This window comes from Streptococcus constellatus (genome assembly GCF_902167705.1).
GTDB classification, from domain to species: Bacteria; Bacillota; Bacilli; order Lactobacillales; family Streptococcaceae; genus Streptococcus; species Streptococcus constellatus_A.
On the sequence record NZ_CABHMZ010000029.1, the window covers coordinates 63,455 to 81,719 of the forward strand.

Here is an 18,265-nt window from a genome sequence, read left to right on the forward strand (position 1 = left end):
GCTCTTTTACTTTTTAGAATGATAAATTGCACTTGTTCTTGTCATTTATCAAATAAATAAAATAATGGTGAAAGAAGAAAGTAGTTAGGGAGATAATTGTATTTGGACTGCTGTATGAGATATGGTATAATATTTTTCATGGAAACAAATATTATCGAACTATCGCAAAGTTTAAAGATTGGTCAGAAGCAAGTTGAAAAAGTATTGGAACTGACAGCAGAAGGCAACACAATCCCATTTATCGCTCGTTATCGGAAGGAAATGACAGGGAATTTGGATGAGGTAGAGATTAAGGCTATTCTTGATTTGGATAAAAGTCTGACCAACCGTTCAGGCTACTCGACAGCTCAATCAGGATTTTGCAGGCACATTAAATGCGGTCACAAGCGGTTATGGAGCGATTGATATTTTGCAAAAAGGGATCCATAAAGCTTGGGGATTGGAGCAGTTGATGCAAAAATGGGAAATTCAAGAGCAGGAAATCATGGCCTTTGGAGATAGTGAAAATGACATTGAAATGCTACAATTAGCAGGAATTTCCTATGCTATGGAGAATGCGGATCCTAAAACCAAGGCAGTTGCCAATCACCTTGCACCAGCAAATACAGAGGCGGGTGTCCTGACAGTATTAGAGAATTATTTGAGCAAAGGAGATAGTCAATGGCTGTCCAATTATTAGACGAATGGCTTTTGAATGAGCAAGAGCAGATCAGAAAAAAATACCACGATTTGAATCGAATATCCGTCAAAGATCCCGATGTACTTTTTCTGGGAGATTCTATCGTGGAGTATTTCCCCTTACATGAGTTATTTAAAACGTCAAAAACGCTAATAAATCGTGGAATTCGAGGTTATCGATCCGATTTGTTGCTAGAGCATTTAGAATCTCTTTTATTTGGGCAGGCAGTTGATAAGGTCTTTCTCCTCATCGGCACCAATGATATTGGCAAGGAAATTCCGCAGCAAGAAACGATAAAAAATGTGGAAAGTATCATCCAAACGATTGCTAGGAATTATCCCCTTGCAGAAGTTTGCCTTTTGTCTGTCCTACCAGTCAATGAAACCGCTACTTACAAAAAACGCGTTCATCGAAGAAGCAATCAAAAAATTCAAGATCTCAACCGTGCCTATGAAAAGTTAGCTTCTGCTTATATGAATGTGACCTTTGTAAATGTCTATGACAACCTGCTGGATGAAACAGGACAATTAAAAGAAGCATTTACCACCGACGGATTGCATTTGACGGTCGCAGGCTATCAAGTAATGGCAGAGCGAATCGCAGAACAGTTATAATCTTTGGGTCAACTATAGATTGGCAATTTCAGCCTCGTTTCAATAGATATAATATTAAAAAATTATTATTGTCATAAAAATTTAATTTTATATACTTTAACTCATATGATATAATCAAAAATAAATTATAAAATGTTGAAGGAACAGTATGAGTACATTATTAGCTACAAGATTAAAAAGTAAGCGATTGGAATTAGGGTTATCCCAAAAAGAATTAGCAGAAGGGGTATGTGAGCAAGGTCAGATTAGTAGGATGGAAAAAGGCAAGTATATGCCTGGTTCGGATCTGTTATATTCATTGTCAAAAAAAATGAATGTAACAATGAACTATTTTTTTGATGATAGTGTACTTGGTGAGACATCTAAGTTGGTACAATTTAAAGAGCTGGTAGAATCTTTTCTAGTAAAGCGTGAGTATGATTCATTAAAATATTTATACAGTTTAGAAATTGATAAACAACATAGATTGCCACTATCAGACCAAAATTATCTTGAATGGATAGGCGCACTTGTTTCATTTCATTGTGATAATAAAAGAGAAGAGGCTATTAAAAAATTAGAACAAATGCTTGTGCGATTAAATAAAGATGAGTTAATGTACCTTCGTATCTCTAATACCTTGCTTAATTTCTTTTCAGAAGAAAAAAATAATGATGAATTTGAAAAATGTTATCAAGCAGTACTACCTAAACTTCAAAGTATTGACTTTACTCATATAATAGAGCTGAAAATTTATATTAAAATTAGATATAATTTTTGTCGCTATCTTTGGAAAAGCTCTCAGATTGAAAAGGGAATAGAGGAAACGCTTGATGTTATTGAAAAATGTAATAAATACAGTTGTAGTTATTTATTAGCAGATTTATACTGTATATTAGCAAATATTAGCGAGGGTTTTTCTAGCCAAAGTATTGTAAAACAATATTTTACGCTTTCGCAAGTATTATATAAACTAAGCGGCAATGAAAAAATGGCATTGACGCTTGAAAAGTATCTTCGTGATAATTTTCAAACAGTGTAAGTTAAAGATAATTGTAGAAAAACACGAATAATCTTATGTCCAGTTGATTATGGGGATAATTTTATTCGTGTTTTATTTTTTGAACTGCTACCTTAAAACTAAGGGAATATATCCAAATGCAGAAGATAATTATAGTTATAATTATAAAAAAAATGACTATTTTTATAAAAATCTATTGAAATAGTTTATTCAAAGGTATATAATGTGTACCTAGAAAGGAGATTTAATTCTGTGAAAAACATAAAAAATGTTATCAAAATTTTGTTGTTTTTATCAGGAATATGAGAACAAGATAATTGTTACAAATAAATTACAAATATTTCTAAAATATGTTGATTTTTACAAAACAAAGTTATATAATGACTTTGGAATTTAAAGATTCCTGAAAAAGAAAGGAAATACAATGAAAAAATCATGTAAATTAGCAGGTGTAACCATGTTGTGCTCTATGCTCTTACTTGGTGCTTGTCATAAAAACGAAGTCAAAAGTGGGACAAATGGACATTCAGTAAAAACAACGAAAACAACAAAAAGTAGTAGCTCTAAAAAAACAAAAGCTTCTCAAAATAACAAAACGTCTACTAATGATAATAAAACAACTGATAAAGAGCAAGACAATTCGGTTACAAATGCTCAATCATCAGAGATTAGTAACTCAAATAGCCAAAATAGTGCAAGTAGTCAGCAATCTTCGACTCCTTCAATTGTCCAATCTCAAGGAGGAGGTACTCAAGTGACCTCTGGAACTCTTGAACTGTATCAAGACACGCCAGTTTATGCTTCACCAGATAAATCAAGCGAAGTTGCTTACACTTATCCTAAAGGAAATGTTGATTGGGATCAGTATGTTTTTGAAAACGGTGAAAATTGGTATAGTTTTGTAGTTTCTAATGGAGCAGAGTCTAAGCGTTACTACATAGCCTACTCAGATGTAAAACATTAAAGATATTGTTAACCTTTTCTTCTTGGGCAAGATGAATGTTACAAATAAATTACAAATATTTCTAAAATGTGTTGATTTTTACAAAACGAAGTTGTGTAATGACTTTGGAATTTAAAGATTCCTGCAGGCATAGCTGATCCTATTACAGGGCAAGTTTCAAATGCAGATCGGATTTTAAGTGGGCAAGATGAAAATGCCGATGCACATCCCTTTTATAGAAATTAAGATGATAAACATAAATTAGAAAGTAGGACAAGTGATGAAAAAAAGAATGTTTGATTACGAAGAACAACGTTTTTCCATTCGCAAATATTCGTGCGGTGCGGCTTCTGTTTTGATTGGATGCGTCCTCTTTATGGGCGGTCAAACCGTGTCAGCTGACGAACAAGCCACGACTGGGATAATACCTGAAGCGGCTCAAGTTGGCACAGCAAATAAGACTCAAAATACAACTGAATCAACTGATGTATCTTCTCAACCAGCAACAACTCAGACAGAAACTGCTGTAATAACAACTGCACCAGCTAGCTCATCAGCAGATAAAGCTGTTTCTGTAGCTACAGAAACGACACCTTCTCAAACAACGGCTGTTGATGCAGCGACACAGACAGAAGACGAAACAACGACTGTTGATGCAACAACAGACACAGCTACTCCTTCAACAACTGCAAAAGTTGAAAAGAGTCCTGTCGAAAAAGAAGCAGGGAAAGAAGAAATTGATGTTGCGAAATTGATGGATAAAACGCAACCAGTACAACAAGCTCGTCTTGCAGAATCCAAAGCAACGCAAAGTGTACCTTCCTTACCAAATCAGGGCTATTACACTTATACGAAACGTACGGAAGTGAAAAATGAACCGAAAGCGAGTGCAGCATTGCAATTTTATGTGAATGCGGGGGATCGCGTTTTTTACGACCAAGTTTTGATTGCAGATGGATACCAATGGCTAAGTTACCGCTCTTATAGTGGTGTTCGTCGCTATGCGGCTGTGACAAAATTAGTTCAGTCAGAGTCTCAAAAACCAGCTCAAAACAAGGTTACAGGCACGATTCACATTGAAAACAAGACTTCGCAAGGCTTTGACGTGGTGGTAACGAATGTCAGCTCGACCAAGGGTGTTAAAACGGTGAAGTTGCCTGTTTGGTCTAGCCAAGGCGGTCAAGATGACATCATCTGGTACGATGCCGCTAAGCAAAATGACGGCAGCTATAAATTGAGTGTGGATATTCGTCGCCATAAAAACAACTATGGTGACTACAACGTGCACATGTATTACGTTCAGTCGGACGGTAGTTTGCAGGGTGTAACGGGTACAACGACCAAGGTAGAAGAGCCAAAATATAGTGTGACTGGTACGATTCACATTCAAAACAAGACCTCGCAAGGTTTTGATGTGGTGATTACAAATGCGTCAGACAGCAATGGAATTTCTAGAGTGAAAGTTCCTATCTGGACAGATAAGGGCGGTCAAGACGATATTATCTGGTATGATGCCACTAAGCAAAGTGATGGAAATTATAAAGTTTCTGTCAATATTGATAAGCATAAGGGGGAATATGGCGAATATAATATTCACCTTTACTACATTGAATCAAATGGCAAAGTAAGAGGTGTTAGCGGAACTAAGACAACCGTAGCTGAGCCAAGTTCTGCGAGAGAAATCATTCCGTCTCAAGGAGTTTATACTTTTAAAAAAGAGGTTGAAGTCAAAAATAGTCCCGCAATGGCAGCTAAGACTGAATTTACCTTTGCAAAAGGAGAACGAATTCGCTATGATAAGGTATTAGACGCAGATCATCATCAATGGATTAGTTATGTTAGCTACAGTGGTACACGTCGTTATATCCCAATTGCAACCTTAACAAATGAAGAAGCTCCTAAGCCTGTTCAAGTGACAGGCACGATTCACATTGAAAACAAGACTTCGCAGGGCTTTGACGTGGTGGTGACAGATGTCAGCTCCACCAAAGGCGTGAAGACAGTGAAGCTGCCTGTTTGGTCCAGCCAAGGCGGTCAAGATGATGTGATTTGGTACGATGCCGCTAAGCAAACTGATGGTAGCTATAAATTGAGTGTGGATATCCGCCGCCATAAAAACAACTATGGTGAGTACAACGTGCACATGTATTACGTTCAGTCAGACGGTAGTTTGCAAGGTGTGACGGGTACAACAACTAAGGTGGAAGAACCAAAGTATAGCGTGACTGGCACGATTCACATTGAAAACAAGACTTCGCAAGGCTTTGATGTGGTAGTAACAGATGTTAGCTCCACCAAAGGTGTGAAGACGGTGAAGTTGCCTGTTTGGTCTAGCCAAGGCGGTCAAGATGACATCATCTGGTACGATGCCGTTAAGCAAAATGACGGCAGCTATAAATTGAGTGTGGACATCCGCCGCCATAAAAACAACTATGGTGACTACAACGTGCACATGTATTACGTTCAGTCGGACGGTAGTTTGCAAGGCGTGACGGGTACGACAACCAAGGTGGAAGGCTCTCAAATGGGTACAAAAGAAGTACAATATAACGGCTCTTACTACTTTATCCAAGGCAAATATGACGAAATTGTAGTGGCAAATAAAAAGCATCCGATGGCTGCTAACTACAATCCTGGTGAAAATCCAACTGCTAAAGCTGCTTTTCTTCGATTAAGAAATGATATGATTGCGAAAGGCTATAATGTCGGATATGCTTATAGTGGGTTCAGAACTTATGATTATCAAAAAGTTTTATACCAAAATTATGTGAACAAAGATGGTCAAGCTGCTGCGGATCGTTACTCTGCACGTTCGGGTTATAGTGAGCATCAAACAGGTCTTGTCTTTGATTTAACGGATAAAGCGGGCAATCTTTTAGAGGACGCTGCTGCAAGTAATTGGCTGAAAAACAACGCCCACCATTATGGTTTCGTGGTTCGTTACCAACCAGGCAAAGAAGCTTCAACAGGCTATATGCCAGAAGCCTGGCATATTCGTTATATTGGTAAGGAAGCTGATGAGGTTTATCATTCTGGTTTGAGTTTAGAGGAATATTATAGCTTTGAAGGTGGAGACTATGTTTCATCAGCCACACCGTCAAAACCGTCTACTTCGCCTTCTCAAAAGCCAGCTATCCCTGCTCAAGGAGTCTATCGTTTCACAAAACGTTCCTCTATCAAAGCGGAACCTAGAATATCGGCTCCTGAACTAGCCTATTATAATGCTGGACAATCGGTCACTTATGACAAAGTTTTAAATGCAGATGGCGCGACATGGATTTCTTACATTGCTTTTAGTGGCAACAGACGATATATTGCTATCAGCTGATTCAGCAATCTATAAAGCGAGTTTGGCTTTATTGCCAGACTCGTTTTTTTCTATTTACTAAGAAACTAGTGCAAGCAAATGCTAATAATTGGATAGATTAAGTAGTAGTTTCATAAACTTTCTAGCTTTAACAACGTAAGGTATTCTGTAGCATGTCTTCTTCCTCTAAAGCATTGATGTGCTGTACATTTTCTACCAAAATGCAGAGCTGTAGTTTCTTTATGGAATTTGAAATCACGATGCAAATATAAAAAGTGATTTTCTCGTCAGCAAGATTTACGACAATGTGATAATAAAAACAATTTCTTAAAAAATTTCATGATGATTTTCTTTTGAGATTTATAAACCTCTGGATAAATAGATTTCAATTTTGTAAAAATGCAAACAATATGAAAATATAGTTGAAATTTTTCTTCATAATAAACCTTGTTTCAAGCCTTTTCTGAAATCTATTATAAAATACATTGCAGAATTTTGAAAAATTTAGGTATTTTGTTATGTAATAGTTATCAAAGATCTATGAGCATATCCTTATACAAGTCCAGAAAAACGTGCTAAATTGGTAGAGTAAAGTTTATTAAAACGTTTTCATTATATTATCTGAAAATTGTTTTACTGAACAAGAAAACATATATTGAAGGAGAGTTATGATGACTCAAGGGAAAATCACTGCTTCTGCAGCAATGCTCAACGTTTTGAAAACATGGGGTGTGGATACTATCTACGGTATTCCTTCTGGAACCCTCAGCTCACTCATGGATGCTTTGGCTGAAGACCAAGACATCCGCTTCCTGCAGGTGCGCCACGAAGAAACGGGTGCTCTGGCTGCGGTTATGCAAGCAAAATGGGGCGGATCAATTGGTGTAGCGGTTGGTTCAGGTGGACCAGGTGCGACTCACTTGATCAACGGTGTCTACGATGCGGCTATGGACAATACGCCATTTCTGGCGATTCTGGGCTCTCGTCCAGTCAATGAGCTCAACATGGATGCTTTCCAAGAGCTCAACCAAAATCCAATGTACAATGGTATTGCGGTCTACAACAAACGCGTGGCTTACGCAGCGCAATTGCCAAAAGTCATCGATGAAGCCTGCCGTGCTGCTGTTTCTAAGAAGGGCCCTGCAGTTGTCGAAATTCCTGTCAACTTTGGTTTTGAAGAAATCGATGCGGACTCTTACTACGGATCAGGTTCTTACGAGCGCAAATTTATCGCTCCAGCCCTCAACCAAACTGAGATTGACAAGGCTGTTGAAATCCTCAACAATGCGGAACGTCCAGTCATTTATGCTGGTTTCGGTGGTGTCGGTGCTGGTGATGTCATCACAGAATTGTCCCGCAAGATCAAAGCTCCAATCATCACCACTGGTAAAAACTTCGAAGCCTTTGAATGGAACTATGAAGGTCTGACAGGTTCTGCTTACCGTGTTGGTTGGAAACCAGCCAACGAAGTGGTCTTTGAAGCAGATACAGTTCTCTTCCTTGGCTCAAACTTCCCATTTGCAGAAGTTTATGAAGCTTTCAAGAACACTGAAAAATTCATCCAAGTGGACATCGATCCATACAAGCTGGGCAAACGCCATGCTCTTGACGCTTCTATCCTTGGTGACGCTGGTCAAGCCGCTCAAGCTATCCTTGACAAGGTAAACCCAGTTGAGTCAACTCCGTGGTGGCGTGCAAACGTTAAGAACAACCAAAACTGGCGTGATTACATGAACAAGCTCGAAGGTAAAACTGAGGGTGAATTGCAATTGTACCAAGTCTACAATGCTATCAACAAGTACGCTGATGAGAATGCTATCTACTCTATCGATGTCGGCAACTCTACCCAAACTTCAACCCGTCACCTGCACATGACTCCTAAGAACATGTGGCGGACTTCTCCGCTCTTTGCGACTATGGGTATTGCCCTTCCTGGTGGTATCGCTGCTAAGAAAGACAACCCAGATCGCCAAGTTTGGAATATCATGGGCGACGGTGCCTTCAATATGTGCTATCCAGACGTGATCACCAATGTCCAGTATGACCTGCCAGTCATCAACGTGGTCTTCTCAAACGCTGAGTATGCCTTTATCAAGAACAAGTACGAAGATACTAACAAACACTTGTTTGGTGTAGACTTCCCTAACCCTGACTATGCTAAAATCGCAGAAGCTCAAGGTGCGGTTGGCTTTACAGTAGACCGTATCGAAGACATTGATGCAGTTGTCGCAGAAGCTGTCAAACTCAACAAAGAAGGTAAGACAGTGGTCATCGATGCCCGCATCACTCAACACCGTCCATTGCCAGTAGAGGTATTGGAATTGGATCCAAAACAACACTCTGAAGAAGCAATAAAAGCATTCAAAGAAAAATACGAAGCTCAAGAACTGGTGCCATTCCGCTTTTTCTTGGAAGAAGAAGGCTTGCAGTCACGCGCCATTAAATAAGATTTATAAAGGGAGTGAGACAGAACTCATCTTGAAAATTTTTAGTTCGTAGTCTCACCTCGCAAGGTTGCTCAATAGTCTAAGAGGCTATTGCGGTGGTGGATAAAGAAAACGAAGTTTTCGTCAAAAGTACTCTTCCGAGCTTGAAAAGCGAACAGCCTTGAGCCTTGCTTCGAAAGTTCTATCCGCCACCTAAAAGCAATGCTTTGAGCAATCGGCTAGGGTGTTCTTAGTTTATTGCACTGTATACTATGAAGCTGGAGACTTTCGTTCCAGCCTCTTTTATTTAACCAAGAATAGTACCAACATTTGACAGGATTTTATAAGAAACTTTCCTATTTGTTTGTTATAATATAAAGTGTAGAAAACGTTTTATATTACAAGGAGGAAGACATGGTTGAAAAATTGACATTTCCAGATGGTTTCTTGTGGGGCGGAGCGACGGCTGCCAACCAATGTGAGGGGGCTTACGATGTAGACGGCAGAGGTCTTGCCAATGTGGATGTGGTGCCGATTGGTGCGGATCGTTTACCGATTATCACTGGTAAGAAAAAGATGTTTGACTTTGAGGATGGATATTTTTATCCAGCAAAAGAGTCCATCGATATGTACCACCATTTTAAAGAGGACATTGCTCTCTTTGGCGAAATGGGCTTTAAGACTTACCGTCTCTCTATTGCTTGGTCTCGGGTTTTTCCAAAGGGAGACGAGCTGGAGCCCAATGAAGCAGGCCTGAAATTTTATGAAGATCTCTTTAAGGAATGCCACAAGTATGGTATTGAGCCCTTGGTAACTATTACTCACTTTGACTGTCCGATGCACTTGATTGAGGAATACGGGGGCTGGCGCAACCGCAAAATGCTCGAATTTTACGAGCGTCTTTGTCGCACTCTCTTTACCCGCTACAAGGGTTTGGTCAAATACTGGCTGACGTTTAATGAAATCAATATGATCCTTCATGCACCGTTTATGGGAGCAGGACTTTACTTTGAAGAAGGGGAAAATGAATATCAGGTCAAATACCAAGCAGCTCACCATGAATTGGTAGCATCAGCTATTGCGACCAAGTTAGCCCATGAGATTGACCCTGAAAACAAGGTTGGCTGTATGCTGGCAGCGGGTCAGTATTATCCAAATACAGCAAATCCGGCAGATTACTGGGCAGCTTTACAAGAAGACAGAGAAAGCTATTTCTTCATTGATGTACAGTCCAGAGGTGAATATCCAAACTATGCCAAAAAGAAATGGGAACGTTTGGGTATTGAAGTGGAAATGACAGAGGAAGACCTAGAATTGCTGAAAAACTATACGGTTGACTTCATCTCCTTCTCTTACTACTCCAGCCGAGTGGCTTCTGGTGATCCTAAGGTCAATGAAAAAACACAGGGAAATATTTTTGCCTCGCTTAAGAATCCTTATCTGGAAAGCTCTGAATGGGGCTGGCAGATTGACCCGCTGGGCTTGCGAATTACCCTCAATGTTATTTGGGATCGCTATCAAAAACCCATGTTCATCGTAGAAAACGGTCTGGGAGCAGTTGATACACCGGATGAAAATGGCTATGTAGCAGACGATTATCGTATTGACTATCTAGCAGCCCATGTCAAGGCGATGCGTGATGCGATCAATGAAGACGGCGTAGAACTTCTAGGATACACTACTTGGGGCTGTATTGACCTTGTTTCCGCTGGAACTGGTGAGATGAAGAAGCGCTATGGCTTTATCTATGTGGACCGTGACAACGATGGAAACGGAACACTCAAACGTTCCAAGAAGAAATCCTTTAACTGGTATAAGGAAGTCATCGCAACCAATGGAGCAAGTGTGAAATAGAGCAATTGTGGAGTGAGACAGAATTTAAAATCATTTTAATCGGCTTTCTTATTTCAAGAATTCGGTGAGAGTGGGACAGAAATCAGTAGTTTCGTAGAAACTTGATTTCGTCATCCCACTCTCTTTTTGCTTTCCGTTGACTTCCGCCTTTTTCCTTGCTACACTAGGGATAAGAGATTTTGTTGGAAATGGACGTAATATGGCTACTATTTTAATCATTGAAGATAATAACGACATTCATGAACTGTTAAAAGATTTGTTTCAAGTTGAGCACAGAGTTTTTTCAGCTTATTCTGGAACGGAAGGACTGCTTGTTTTTGCACAGGAAAAGATTGATTTGGTGCTACTGGACATTATGCTGCCAGGGAAAAATGGCGATCAGGTCTTGGCAGAAATTCGTAAAAGCAGTCAGGTTCCAGTTGTCATGCTGACAGCTTTGGGAGAAAAGTCGCTGGTCAGTCAGTATTTGCTGGACGGCGCGAATGATTACATCGTCAAACCGTTCGATCTAGACGAGGTTTTTGCGCGTGTGACAGTACAGCTGCGCAACCACCTTTCACAAGAGCAAGCAACGGAAATTCAAGGGATAAAAAATATCCGTCTTTCACCAGATACATTTGAAGTGGTCAATGGTGAGAAACGGGTTCGTTTGGGGAAGAAGGAGTATCAGATATTTCAAACCTTACTTTGTCACCCTAAGAAGATTTACACAAAAGAAGAACTGTTTGAATTGATTTGGGAAGAGACATATTTTCCGGGAGATAATACGCTCAACACTCATCTCAGCAATCTCCGTAAGAAATTGGCACAAGTGGATGATTCAACAGAATATATCGAAACAATTTGGGGACTGGGTGTACGGCTTAAGGAGGACTGAGAGTGCTTGATTTTATACTAATTATGTTCATCAGTCTGCTTGGAATTTTGCTGTTACGTTACCATTTGGCAGTGAAAAATCTGTCGGCACAGATTCGAGAAAAACGAAAAACAAGCAGTGAAATTCGTTTGACACCTCAAAACCATAACCAAACGATTGTTGAATTGGCAGATGAAGTTGAAAAACTCTTTCAAGAAGTAGAGCAGACACGTTTTATCGCTCGTCAGGAAAAGAGAACCTTGGATATGGCCATTAGCAATATTGCTCACGATATTCGCACGCCTCTGACGATAGCAAGCGGCTTTACTCAGCAGCTGATGAAAGAAAAACGTGACGAAAATGAGCAGTTAGCAAAAGTAGCAGAAAACCTCGTCATCGTTTCAAAACGGCTGGAGGCTCTCATGGAATACCGCCGTCTTATGGAAGGTGCAGTTCGACCACAATTTCGGCAAATAGACATTTCCAAACTGGTTGCAAAGCAAATGCTTCCTTATTATAATGCCTTTCAAAAGCAAGGAATTGAGCTACAGGTGAATTTGCAGGAGAGTTTAATGATAGAGTCAGACCCAGAAATTTTGGAGCGGATTGTCCAAAATATGCTGAGTAATGTCCTCAAGCATGGAAAGGAAACTGCCCAGCTGTCTTTAATCCGAAAAGATGTGGCTATTCATTTAAGTGTAAAAAACATTGTCCGTCAGCCCATTCAACATTTGGAAAAATTAACCAATCGCTTTTATTCTGAAAACCTCTCTAACACGGAAGAATCTTCTGGTTTGGGACTTTATATCACTCAACAACTGGTAGATATTCTTGGCGGTGATTTAACCATGAAAGCTAAAGGAAATTGGTTTGAATTGCTTATCCGTTTGTGAATATTTTATACCGAAAAACAGCTAATCTTTGACTAGCTGTTTTCTTTTGTTATAAATCTTTTCTTTTAAACACTTGCAAACCACAAAATGTAAAAAGAAGTGTAATGAGAAGAGCGATGGTCATGGTTTTAAATACCATATCATGCTTAGATGCCATATTTAAATAAAATTGCATATTAAGGTAGTTAAACCAATCAATATCTGGGTAAAAGGTAATTGGCAGACTTAGTAGGGAAATACCGATAAAATAGGTGAAAATAGCAGCTATAATAGAGTTGGTAGCATACAGTACGAAAGAAACAAGACTAACCCAAGCTAGGGTACAAATAAATTGAATCCCTATCGTAATGAGAAAATTAGAAAGGAAATGTTTGGGTGCGGTTCCCATGCCATTGATGAGTGTAGCAGGAATAAATGAGGAATAGGTTAGAATCAATTGAAGTACGATGAGACTTGCCAGAACAAGAAACTTAGATAAATAGAATTCTGTCCGTGAGATACCACTAGTAATAGAATTTTTATATAATTTCTGAGTGAGATCAATTCCAATCAATAAAACAACAAGGATAATAATAAAAATAATAGTATTACTAAAATTACCGGAAATTTTATTGATAGCTTCAAAGCCAGTCCAGCCTCCGTTATCACCCAGTTTTTCTAAAGCTTTTGTATCTGTATGAACCCCGACACTTCCCACAACACCGTATAGCACACCTAATAAGAGTATGGTGATAAAAAGGAATTCTGTAATCCAAAAACCTTTTGAGCGAAAAAGACGATAAAAGTCTGCTTGAATTGTATGAAACATGATAAACCTCCCTATTCTACCAAATCTGTGAAGTATTTTTCTAAATCTTGGCGAGCATAGTAAATTTCGTTAATGGTAACATTCTCTGCCCCTAGCGTTTGAACAATCTTGTTGATTTCGTGCGAGTGAGTGAAGATGTGTATTTCATCTGTCGCATTCACGACTTTGAGACGGTAGCCTAGTTGATCGTGGAGGATTTTGCTTGCTCTAGCAAGGTCACTTGTTTTCAAAACGATATAATCTTCATTTTCTTCTTCAAACTCTGCTTTAGTGATTTCTTTGATAAGTTGACCGTTTTCGATGATACCGAATTTTGTAGCGACCAAGTATAGTTCGCTTAAAATATGACTGGAGATGATGAAGGTCATATTCAATTCTTCATTGAGACGCTGCACCAATTGACGAAATTCTTTAATTCCGACGGGGTCAAGCCCGTTAATCGGTTCATCCAAAATCATTAGATCAGGCTTGGATAGAAGTGCAATGGCAATGCCCAAGCGCTGTTTCATTCCAAGAGAAAAATCTCGAAATTTTTTCTTACCAGTATTGGTTAGTCCGACGTAAGAGAGAGTTTCTCGGATAACCTTGTCCGCATTTGGGATATGCCGTATCTTGCAGCAATAGTTTAAGTTTTCATAGGCCGTCAAATGATTGTAAGCAGCGGGTGCTTCAATGACAGAACCGACTCGCTTGAGAGCGTGCGTCCATTCGGATTTATTAGAAGAGCCAAAGAGCGCAATCGTACCGCTATTGGGCTGAATCATCTGGGTAATCACTTTGATAAGCGTTGTCTTACCAGCTCCATTTTTCCCAATTAGCCCGTAAATTTCCCCTTGCTTCACGGTGAGACTGACATCATCCAAAGCGAGTTGTTGTCCAAATCTCTTGCTGATGTGTTTCACATTTACAACAGTTTCCATAACGTGACCTCCATTTTTTCTATCGTAGAGTTCTCCCTCTTTTCACTATTTAGTATACAAAATGCCTGTCAAATAAGTCTCAAGCAATTCTCAAATATTTCTAAAATTTAAAAAATCTGAGAAAACCTCAGATTTCACAATTTTGTAGGATAAATCTTTCAATCATAGCGGCCATTTCTTGAGGGTGGTCTGTGTTAAGTGTATGATTTCCACCTGAAAGTGTAACAAAATCTGCTTGTGGTAAAGCTGCAACTAATTTTTTAGAGGAAGGCAGGTTAGGCCAATCTTTGCTGCCGCAGATGATGAGGCTGGGAAGTTGTATTGCACTTAATTGATTTGATAAATCTAAATTTTTCAAGTCTTTTAACAGACCAACAAAAGATTTTTTATGAAGCCCCTCTTTTTTAAATAGGGAGTCTGGTAGGCAAGAGAAAATAAGCAGCTGGAGTTTATAGAGTAGATTGGAGCTTAGTTTATATTGAGTTCCTGATAAAACGAGTGCTTGGAGCTGAGGAAATTGTTGCCCCACCTTTAAGGCAAGAGTTCCACCGAGAGACAATCCAACTAGAACAAATGGCTCATTGATGGCTTGAAGTTCCTGACAAAGGTGTTGTTCTAGCTGAGAGACTGTCATGATGTTGTTATTTGTGTAAAAGAGGTCTAAAGCCTCGGTGTCATATTGTGGCAGAAGTTCACGGACTTTATCCCAAGAGTGTTTATCCTGTCCAAGTCCGTGTAAAAAAATGATTTTCATGAGTGATTCCTTTTTATTTTCAGCAAAAGAGATGGGAACGATTGTAAGAGTAAACCTATTAAAATCTATCATAAATTGGCTTACTTGATATCATTATAGCATAAAGACGGTGCTTGTGTTGCGATAGAATTAGACGATGACCGACTTTAAGTGGATAAAAAGGCCTTCTAAAAAGAATAAAATTCAATGAAAACGCTTGCAAATGATTCAAATTTTGTATAGTATGGAAAGTGAAAAAAGAAGAAAGTGAGATGTCTAATGCAAAGAAATGGTAGCATGCTGCCGTGATTTATCAGATTTATCCCAAAAGCTTTATGAATAGCAATGGAGACGGAAAGAATTACAAGTAAATTGGATTACTTGAAGGAACTTGGGATGCTTTCTGTGTGGACATTGAGTAGAAAGTTCGATGAAAATAGATATACAAAAACACTGCGATAAATTTCACAGTGTTTTTTGTATCCAATCTTACTTTGGGATAAAAAGGGTTAAATTGATGATGAGGAAAATCAAGAAACAGACAAGGCTTGCACTTTTTGGGGTTTCCAAATGTCGGCAATAGCTTCGCCTGACAGTCTCATCAAAGCCGTGTGCATACATAGCTTCTACATAGGAATCACGCCAGTTGAAAGCGATAAAAATAGCTTTGATATAAAAGATTGGCGACCAGAAATGTAAGGTTTTACCTCGCAAGAGACTGGCTTCGCGAACTGCTTGAATCTCCTTTTGAATGACTGGAATGGCGTTTAGCACAACGAGCAGTCCGTAGGTAAAATGACTCGGAAGCCCTTTTTGATGTCCATAGCGAAATAGCTGATTGAGATTGACACCGTATAAAAAGGTCATTCCCAAGGCGGCTAAAGCAAAGGAGCGAGTAAATAGGATCATTGCCTGACTGTTGTCACCATGAAGTTGAATGGCCCAGTAGTTTGCCAGTGCCGGCAGTAAGGGCAAGAGCAGGGCCCAGAAAATGCCCCACCATTTTCTAAGGTAAGTAAGGTAGATAAGTGTTCCTGCGACAATAGCGCAGTTGAGCCATGTTGAGCGGACAAAGGAAATTTCTAACGTCAATACAATGAGAAGGAGCAAGAGTGCTAGGACATTTGTTTCTTCTTTTTTCATAGCGCTCTCCTTTCTGTCAGCCCGTGAGATGTCAGCTCTACCAAGTAATCACTAATGCCGTCCAAAGGCTCTAAGCGGTGAGAAATGATAATGAAGCTCTGTCGTGCAGCTTTTTCTTTGATCCAATTAGCAAAAAAATCACAGGCTTTTTTATCTAAGCCAGTAAAGGGCTCGTCCATGAGTATGACAGGGGTTTCCAAGGTCAGGATAGCCAATAATTGAATGATTTTTTTCTGTCCGCCGCTCAAGTGAAAAAGACTAGAATCCATTTTGTCCGCTAAACCAAATAAATCCAAAGCTTCTTGTACCTTTGCTTGGTTTTCACTGGAAAGAGAAGGCAGGTTTAATTCTTCTGCGGGTGTCGTCCGAATGAATTGCTTTTCAGCATCTTGAACAACGGCAGTAATATGGCGATACAATTGCTTGCTCTTCTTAATTTTTCGTCCCTGATAACTCATATTGCCTTTGTACTTTTGTAATTGCAAAATGGCACGAAAGAGAGTTGATTTTCCGGCACCGTTAGCTCCGATGAGAGTCGTAATACCTTGCTGAAAAGTAAAATCCTCAATCGTAAAAAGTATTTTTGAGTCAAATTGACAGGAGACATGCTGCAATTGTAAGAGAGGACTTCGCTGGGGATTTTCACGTGCCAGCTGATAGCTTGGGAGCTCCTTTTTTAAAAAAGCTACATCTCGTTCAAAAAGCTCACCATTTTTTAATTCAACAAGGTGGTCAACATAGTCAGCATAGAGGCTACGATCGTGGTCGCACAGAATCACCGTTTTCCCTATTTTTGTCAAATCTGCTAGTAAATGAATCAAGCGCTTGCGTGCTTCTTGATCGACAGAAGCAAAGGGCTCGTCTAATAGGATAATCTGTGAATCCATAGCCAGCAGAACCGCTAGAGAGACTTGTTGCTTTTCTCCACCAGATAAGGTCAGAAAGTCCCGATGAAGCAGGTGCTCCACTTTGCCCAGAGCAACCGCATGCTGAATTTTTTCGTCAATCTGGTCAGCGGGTGTCTGGAGATTTTCCAATGTAAAAATCAATTCCTCATAGAGAGTTGGCATGGTGAATTGACGACTTGGATTTTGAAACATCATACTGAGGTAGGTGACCCGTTCATGAATAGGTAAATGGGATAGCAGTGTGTCACCTAATTTTACTTCTCCAGAGAAATCTAGTTCATTGAAATTTGTTAAAATCCGGAAAAGGGTTGATTTGCCAACACCAGTATCACCAATCAAGAGCGTCATTTTTCCTGTTTCAAAGGCGAAAGTTAAATCTTCAAAGACATCTCTAAAATAAATGTGCTCTAATGTTAATTTCATATTATTTACCAGCAGCTTGGTTAATCTTGTCGTAAAGATTCATAATAATTTTGACTAGAACAGCACAGAAGAAGAAGACAGAGAGGAAGCGGACAACAAGCAATGCTAAGACAAAACCGGGTTTGAAAGCATAGTAACCAATTTTGAAATATTCATAGGTAAAGCTCAAAAGAGTCGTACCAATGGCGCTGTAAGTCAGCGATAGCCAATCATAGCGTTTGTATCGCGTCACTGCAAAACCAAGCTCACTACCAAACCCTTGAATGAGCCCAGAAATCAAGGTGCTCATGCCAAATTGGCTGCCGTACAGTACCTCGGCGAGGGCTGCAAGGACTTCTCCAATCGTGGCGCTGCCAGCTTTACGAATGAGCATGGCTACCATAGGAGCTGCCATACACCAAAGACCAAATAAAACTTCATTCGCAAAAGGCTCTAAACCGGCTGGTGCTAAAATAGCTGTCAAAATATTGTAAAGGAAGCCTGAACCAACAAAGATTCCTCCAAATAAAATAGCCAAAAGAGCTAAGAGGATAACATCTCGTAAACTCCATTTTTCAAACATAAAAAACTCCTTCTAACAAAGCAGATGAGGAGTTTTGGCACGACAAAATAAAATCTAATCACACAAATGATTAGAACGGTTTGGTCTTTCTTATACATTTCCCTGCGGCAGCATTAACTGCATCAGGTTCTATGGGTATAATCTCAGCCTCAGCACCCCAAATGTTCTTTGCTTTTTATTATGTTGCTATTCTAAC

At 39.4% G+C, this 18,265-nt stretch carries 14 protein-coding genes, 2 pseudogenes and 1 riboswitch; of the genes and pseudogenes, 10 read left to right on the forward strand and 6 right to left on the reverse strand.

The genetic code is table 11. From position 1 onward, the window contains the following. Window positions 1–138 precede the first annotated feature (138 nt). From FQ204_RS09290 to FQ204_RS09340, 10 genes and pseudogenes are all read left to right on the forward strand, one after another. Window positions 139–324, forward strand: a pseudogene (locus FQ204_RS09290) (Tex-like N-terminal domain-containing protein); the annotation flags it as partial. A gap of 16 nt (window positions 325–340) precedes the next feature. Continuing rightward, window positions 341–679 (forward strand): annotated as a pseudogene (locus tag FQ204_RS09295) (HAD-IIB family hydrolase); the annotation flags it as partial. Further along, window positions 661–1,293, forward strand: coding sequence for an SGNH/GDSL hydrolase family protein (locus tag FQ204_RS09300; protein ID WP_144210930.1), 633 nt, complete (start codon window positions 661–663; stop codon window positions 1,291–1,293). The pseudogene FQ204_RS09295 and the gene FQ204_RS09300, both read left to right, overlap by 19 nt. Before the next feature lie 148 nt (window positions 1,294–1,441). Continuing rightward, on the forward strand, window positions 1,442–2,314 hold the full coding sequence (locus FQ204_RS09305) for a helix-turn-helix domain-containing protein (protein WP_144210932.1): 873 nt from the start codon (window positions 1,442–1,444) through the stop codon (window positions 2,312–2,314). A 403-nt stretch (window positions 2,315–2,717) separates the two neighbouring features. Next, window positions 2,718–3,257: an SH3 domain-containing protein gene (locus FQ204_RS09310; protein WP_144210935.1), complete on the forward strand. Its 540-nt coding sequence runs from the start codon at window positions 2,718–2,720 to the stop codon at window positions 3,255–3,257. A 259-nt stretch (window positions 3,258–3,516) separates the two neighbouring features. Further along, the gene (gene ldcB / locus FQ204_RS09315; RefSeq protein WP_144210937.1) at window positions 3,517–6,564 is read left to right on the forward strand and encodes an LD-carboxypeptidase LdcB/DacB; all 3,048 of its coding nucleotides are present in this window, start codon (window positions 3,517–3,519) and stop codon (window positions 6,562–6,564) included. Window positions 6,565–7,214: 650 nt separating this feature from the next. Next, the gene (gene spxB / locus FQ204_RS09320; protein WP_144210939.1) at window positions 7,215–8,990 is read left to right on the forward strand and encodes a pyruvate oxidase; all 1,776 of its coding nucleotides are present in this window, start codon (window positions 7,215–7,217) and stop codon (window positions 8,988–8,990) included. A 393-nt stretch (window positions 8,991–9,383) separates the two neighbouring features. Further along, on the forward strand, window positions 9,384–10,823 hold the full coding sequence (locus tag FQ204_RS09330) for a 6-phospho-beta-glucosidase (RefSeq protein WP_144210941.1): 1,440 nt from the start codon (window positions 9,384–9,386) through the stop codon (window positions 10,821–10,823). A 199-nt stretch (window positions 10,824–11,022) separates the two neighbouring features. Continuing rightward, complete coding sequence (locus FQ204_RS09335; protein ID WP_144210943.1) at window positions 11,023–11,700, forward strand: response regulator transcription factor; 678 nt, start codon at window positions 11,023–11,025, stop codon at window positions 11,698–11,700. Between the two features lie 23 nt (window positions 11,701–11,723). Next, a complete protein-coding gene (locus FQ204_RS09340; RefSeq protein WP_186286784.1) occupies window positions 11,724–12,572 on the forward strand; it encodes a sensor histidine kinase in 849 nt (282 codons plus the stop codon). A 49-nt stretch (window positions 12,573–12,621) separates the two neighbouring features. Here FQ204_RS09340 and FQ204_RS09345 read toward each other — a convergent pair whose 3' ends face one another. The 6 genes from FQ204_RS09345 to FQ204_RS09375 form a co-directional block, all read right to left on the reverse strand. Next, a complete protein-coding gene (locus tag FQ204_RS09345; protein WP_144210947.1) occupies window positions 12,622–13,380 on the reverse strand; it encodes an ABC transporter permease in 759 nt (252 codons plus the stop codon). A gap of 11 nt (window positions 13,381–13,391) precedes the next feature. Continuing rightward, the gene (locus FQ204_RS09350; protein ID WP_144210949.1) at window positions 13,392–14,300 is read right to left on the reverse strand and encodes an ATP-binding cassette domain-containing protein; all 909 of its coding nucleotides are present in this window, start codon (window positions 14,298–14,300) and stop codon (window positions 13,392–13,394) included. Window positions 14,301–14,427: 127 nt separating this feature from the next. Further along, on the reverse strand, window positions 14,428–15,054 hold the full coding sequence (locus FQ204_RS09355; RefSeq protein ID WP_144210951.1) for an alpha/beta fold hydrolase: 627 nt from the start codon (window positions 15,052–15,054) through the stop codon (window positions 14,428–14,430). A 468-nt stretch (window positions 15,055–15,522) separates the two neighbouring features. Next, window positions 15,523–16,176, reverse strand: a complete 654-nt coding sequence (locus tag FQ204_RS09365; protein WP_144210953.1) for an energy-coupling factor transporter transmembrane component T — start codon at window positions 16,174–16,176, stop codon at window positions 15,523–15,525. Next, window positions 16,173–17,507 (reverse strand): ATP-binding cassette domain-containing protein, encoded by a 1,335-nt coding sequence (locus FQ204_RS09370; protein WP_144210955.1) that lies wholly within the window; start codon window positions 17,505–17,507, stop codon window positions 16,173–16,175. Before FQ204_RS09370 ends, FQ204_RS09365 begins: the two co-directional genes overlap by 4 nt. Window position 17,508: 1 nt before the next feature. Further along, window positions 17,509–18,069: an ECF transporter S component gene (locus tag FQ204_RS09375; RefSeq protein ID WP_144210957.1), complete on the reverse strand. Its 561-nt coding sequence runs from the start codon at window positions 18,067–18,069 to the stop codon at window positions 17,509–17,511. A gap of 82 nt (window positions 18,070–18,151) precedes the next feature. Beyond that, a riboswitch (TPP riboswitch) is annotated at window positions 18,152–18,239 on the reverse strand. Window positions 18,240–18,265: the final 26 nt, after the last annotated feature.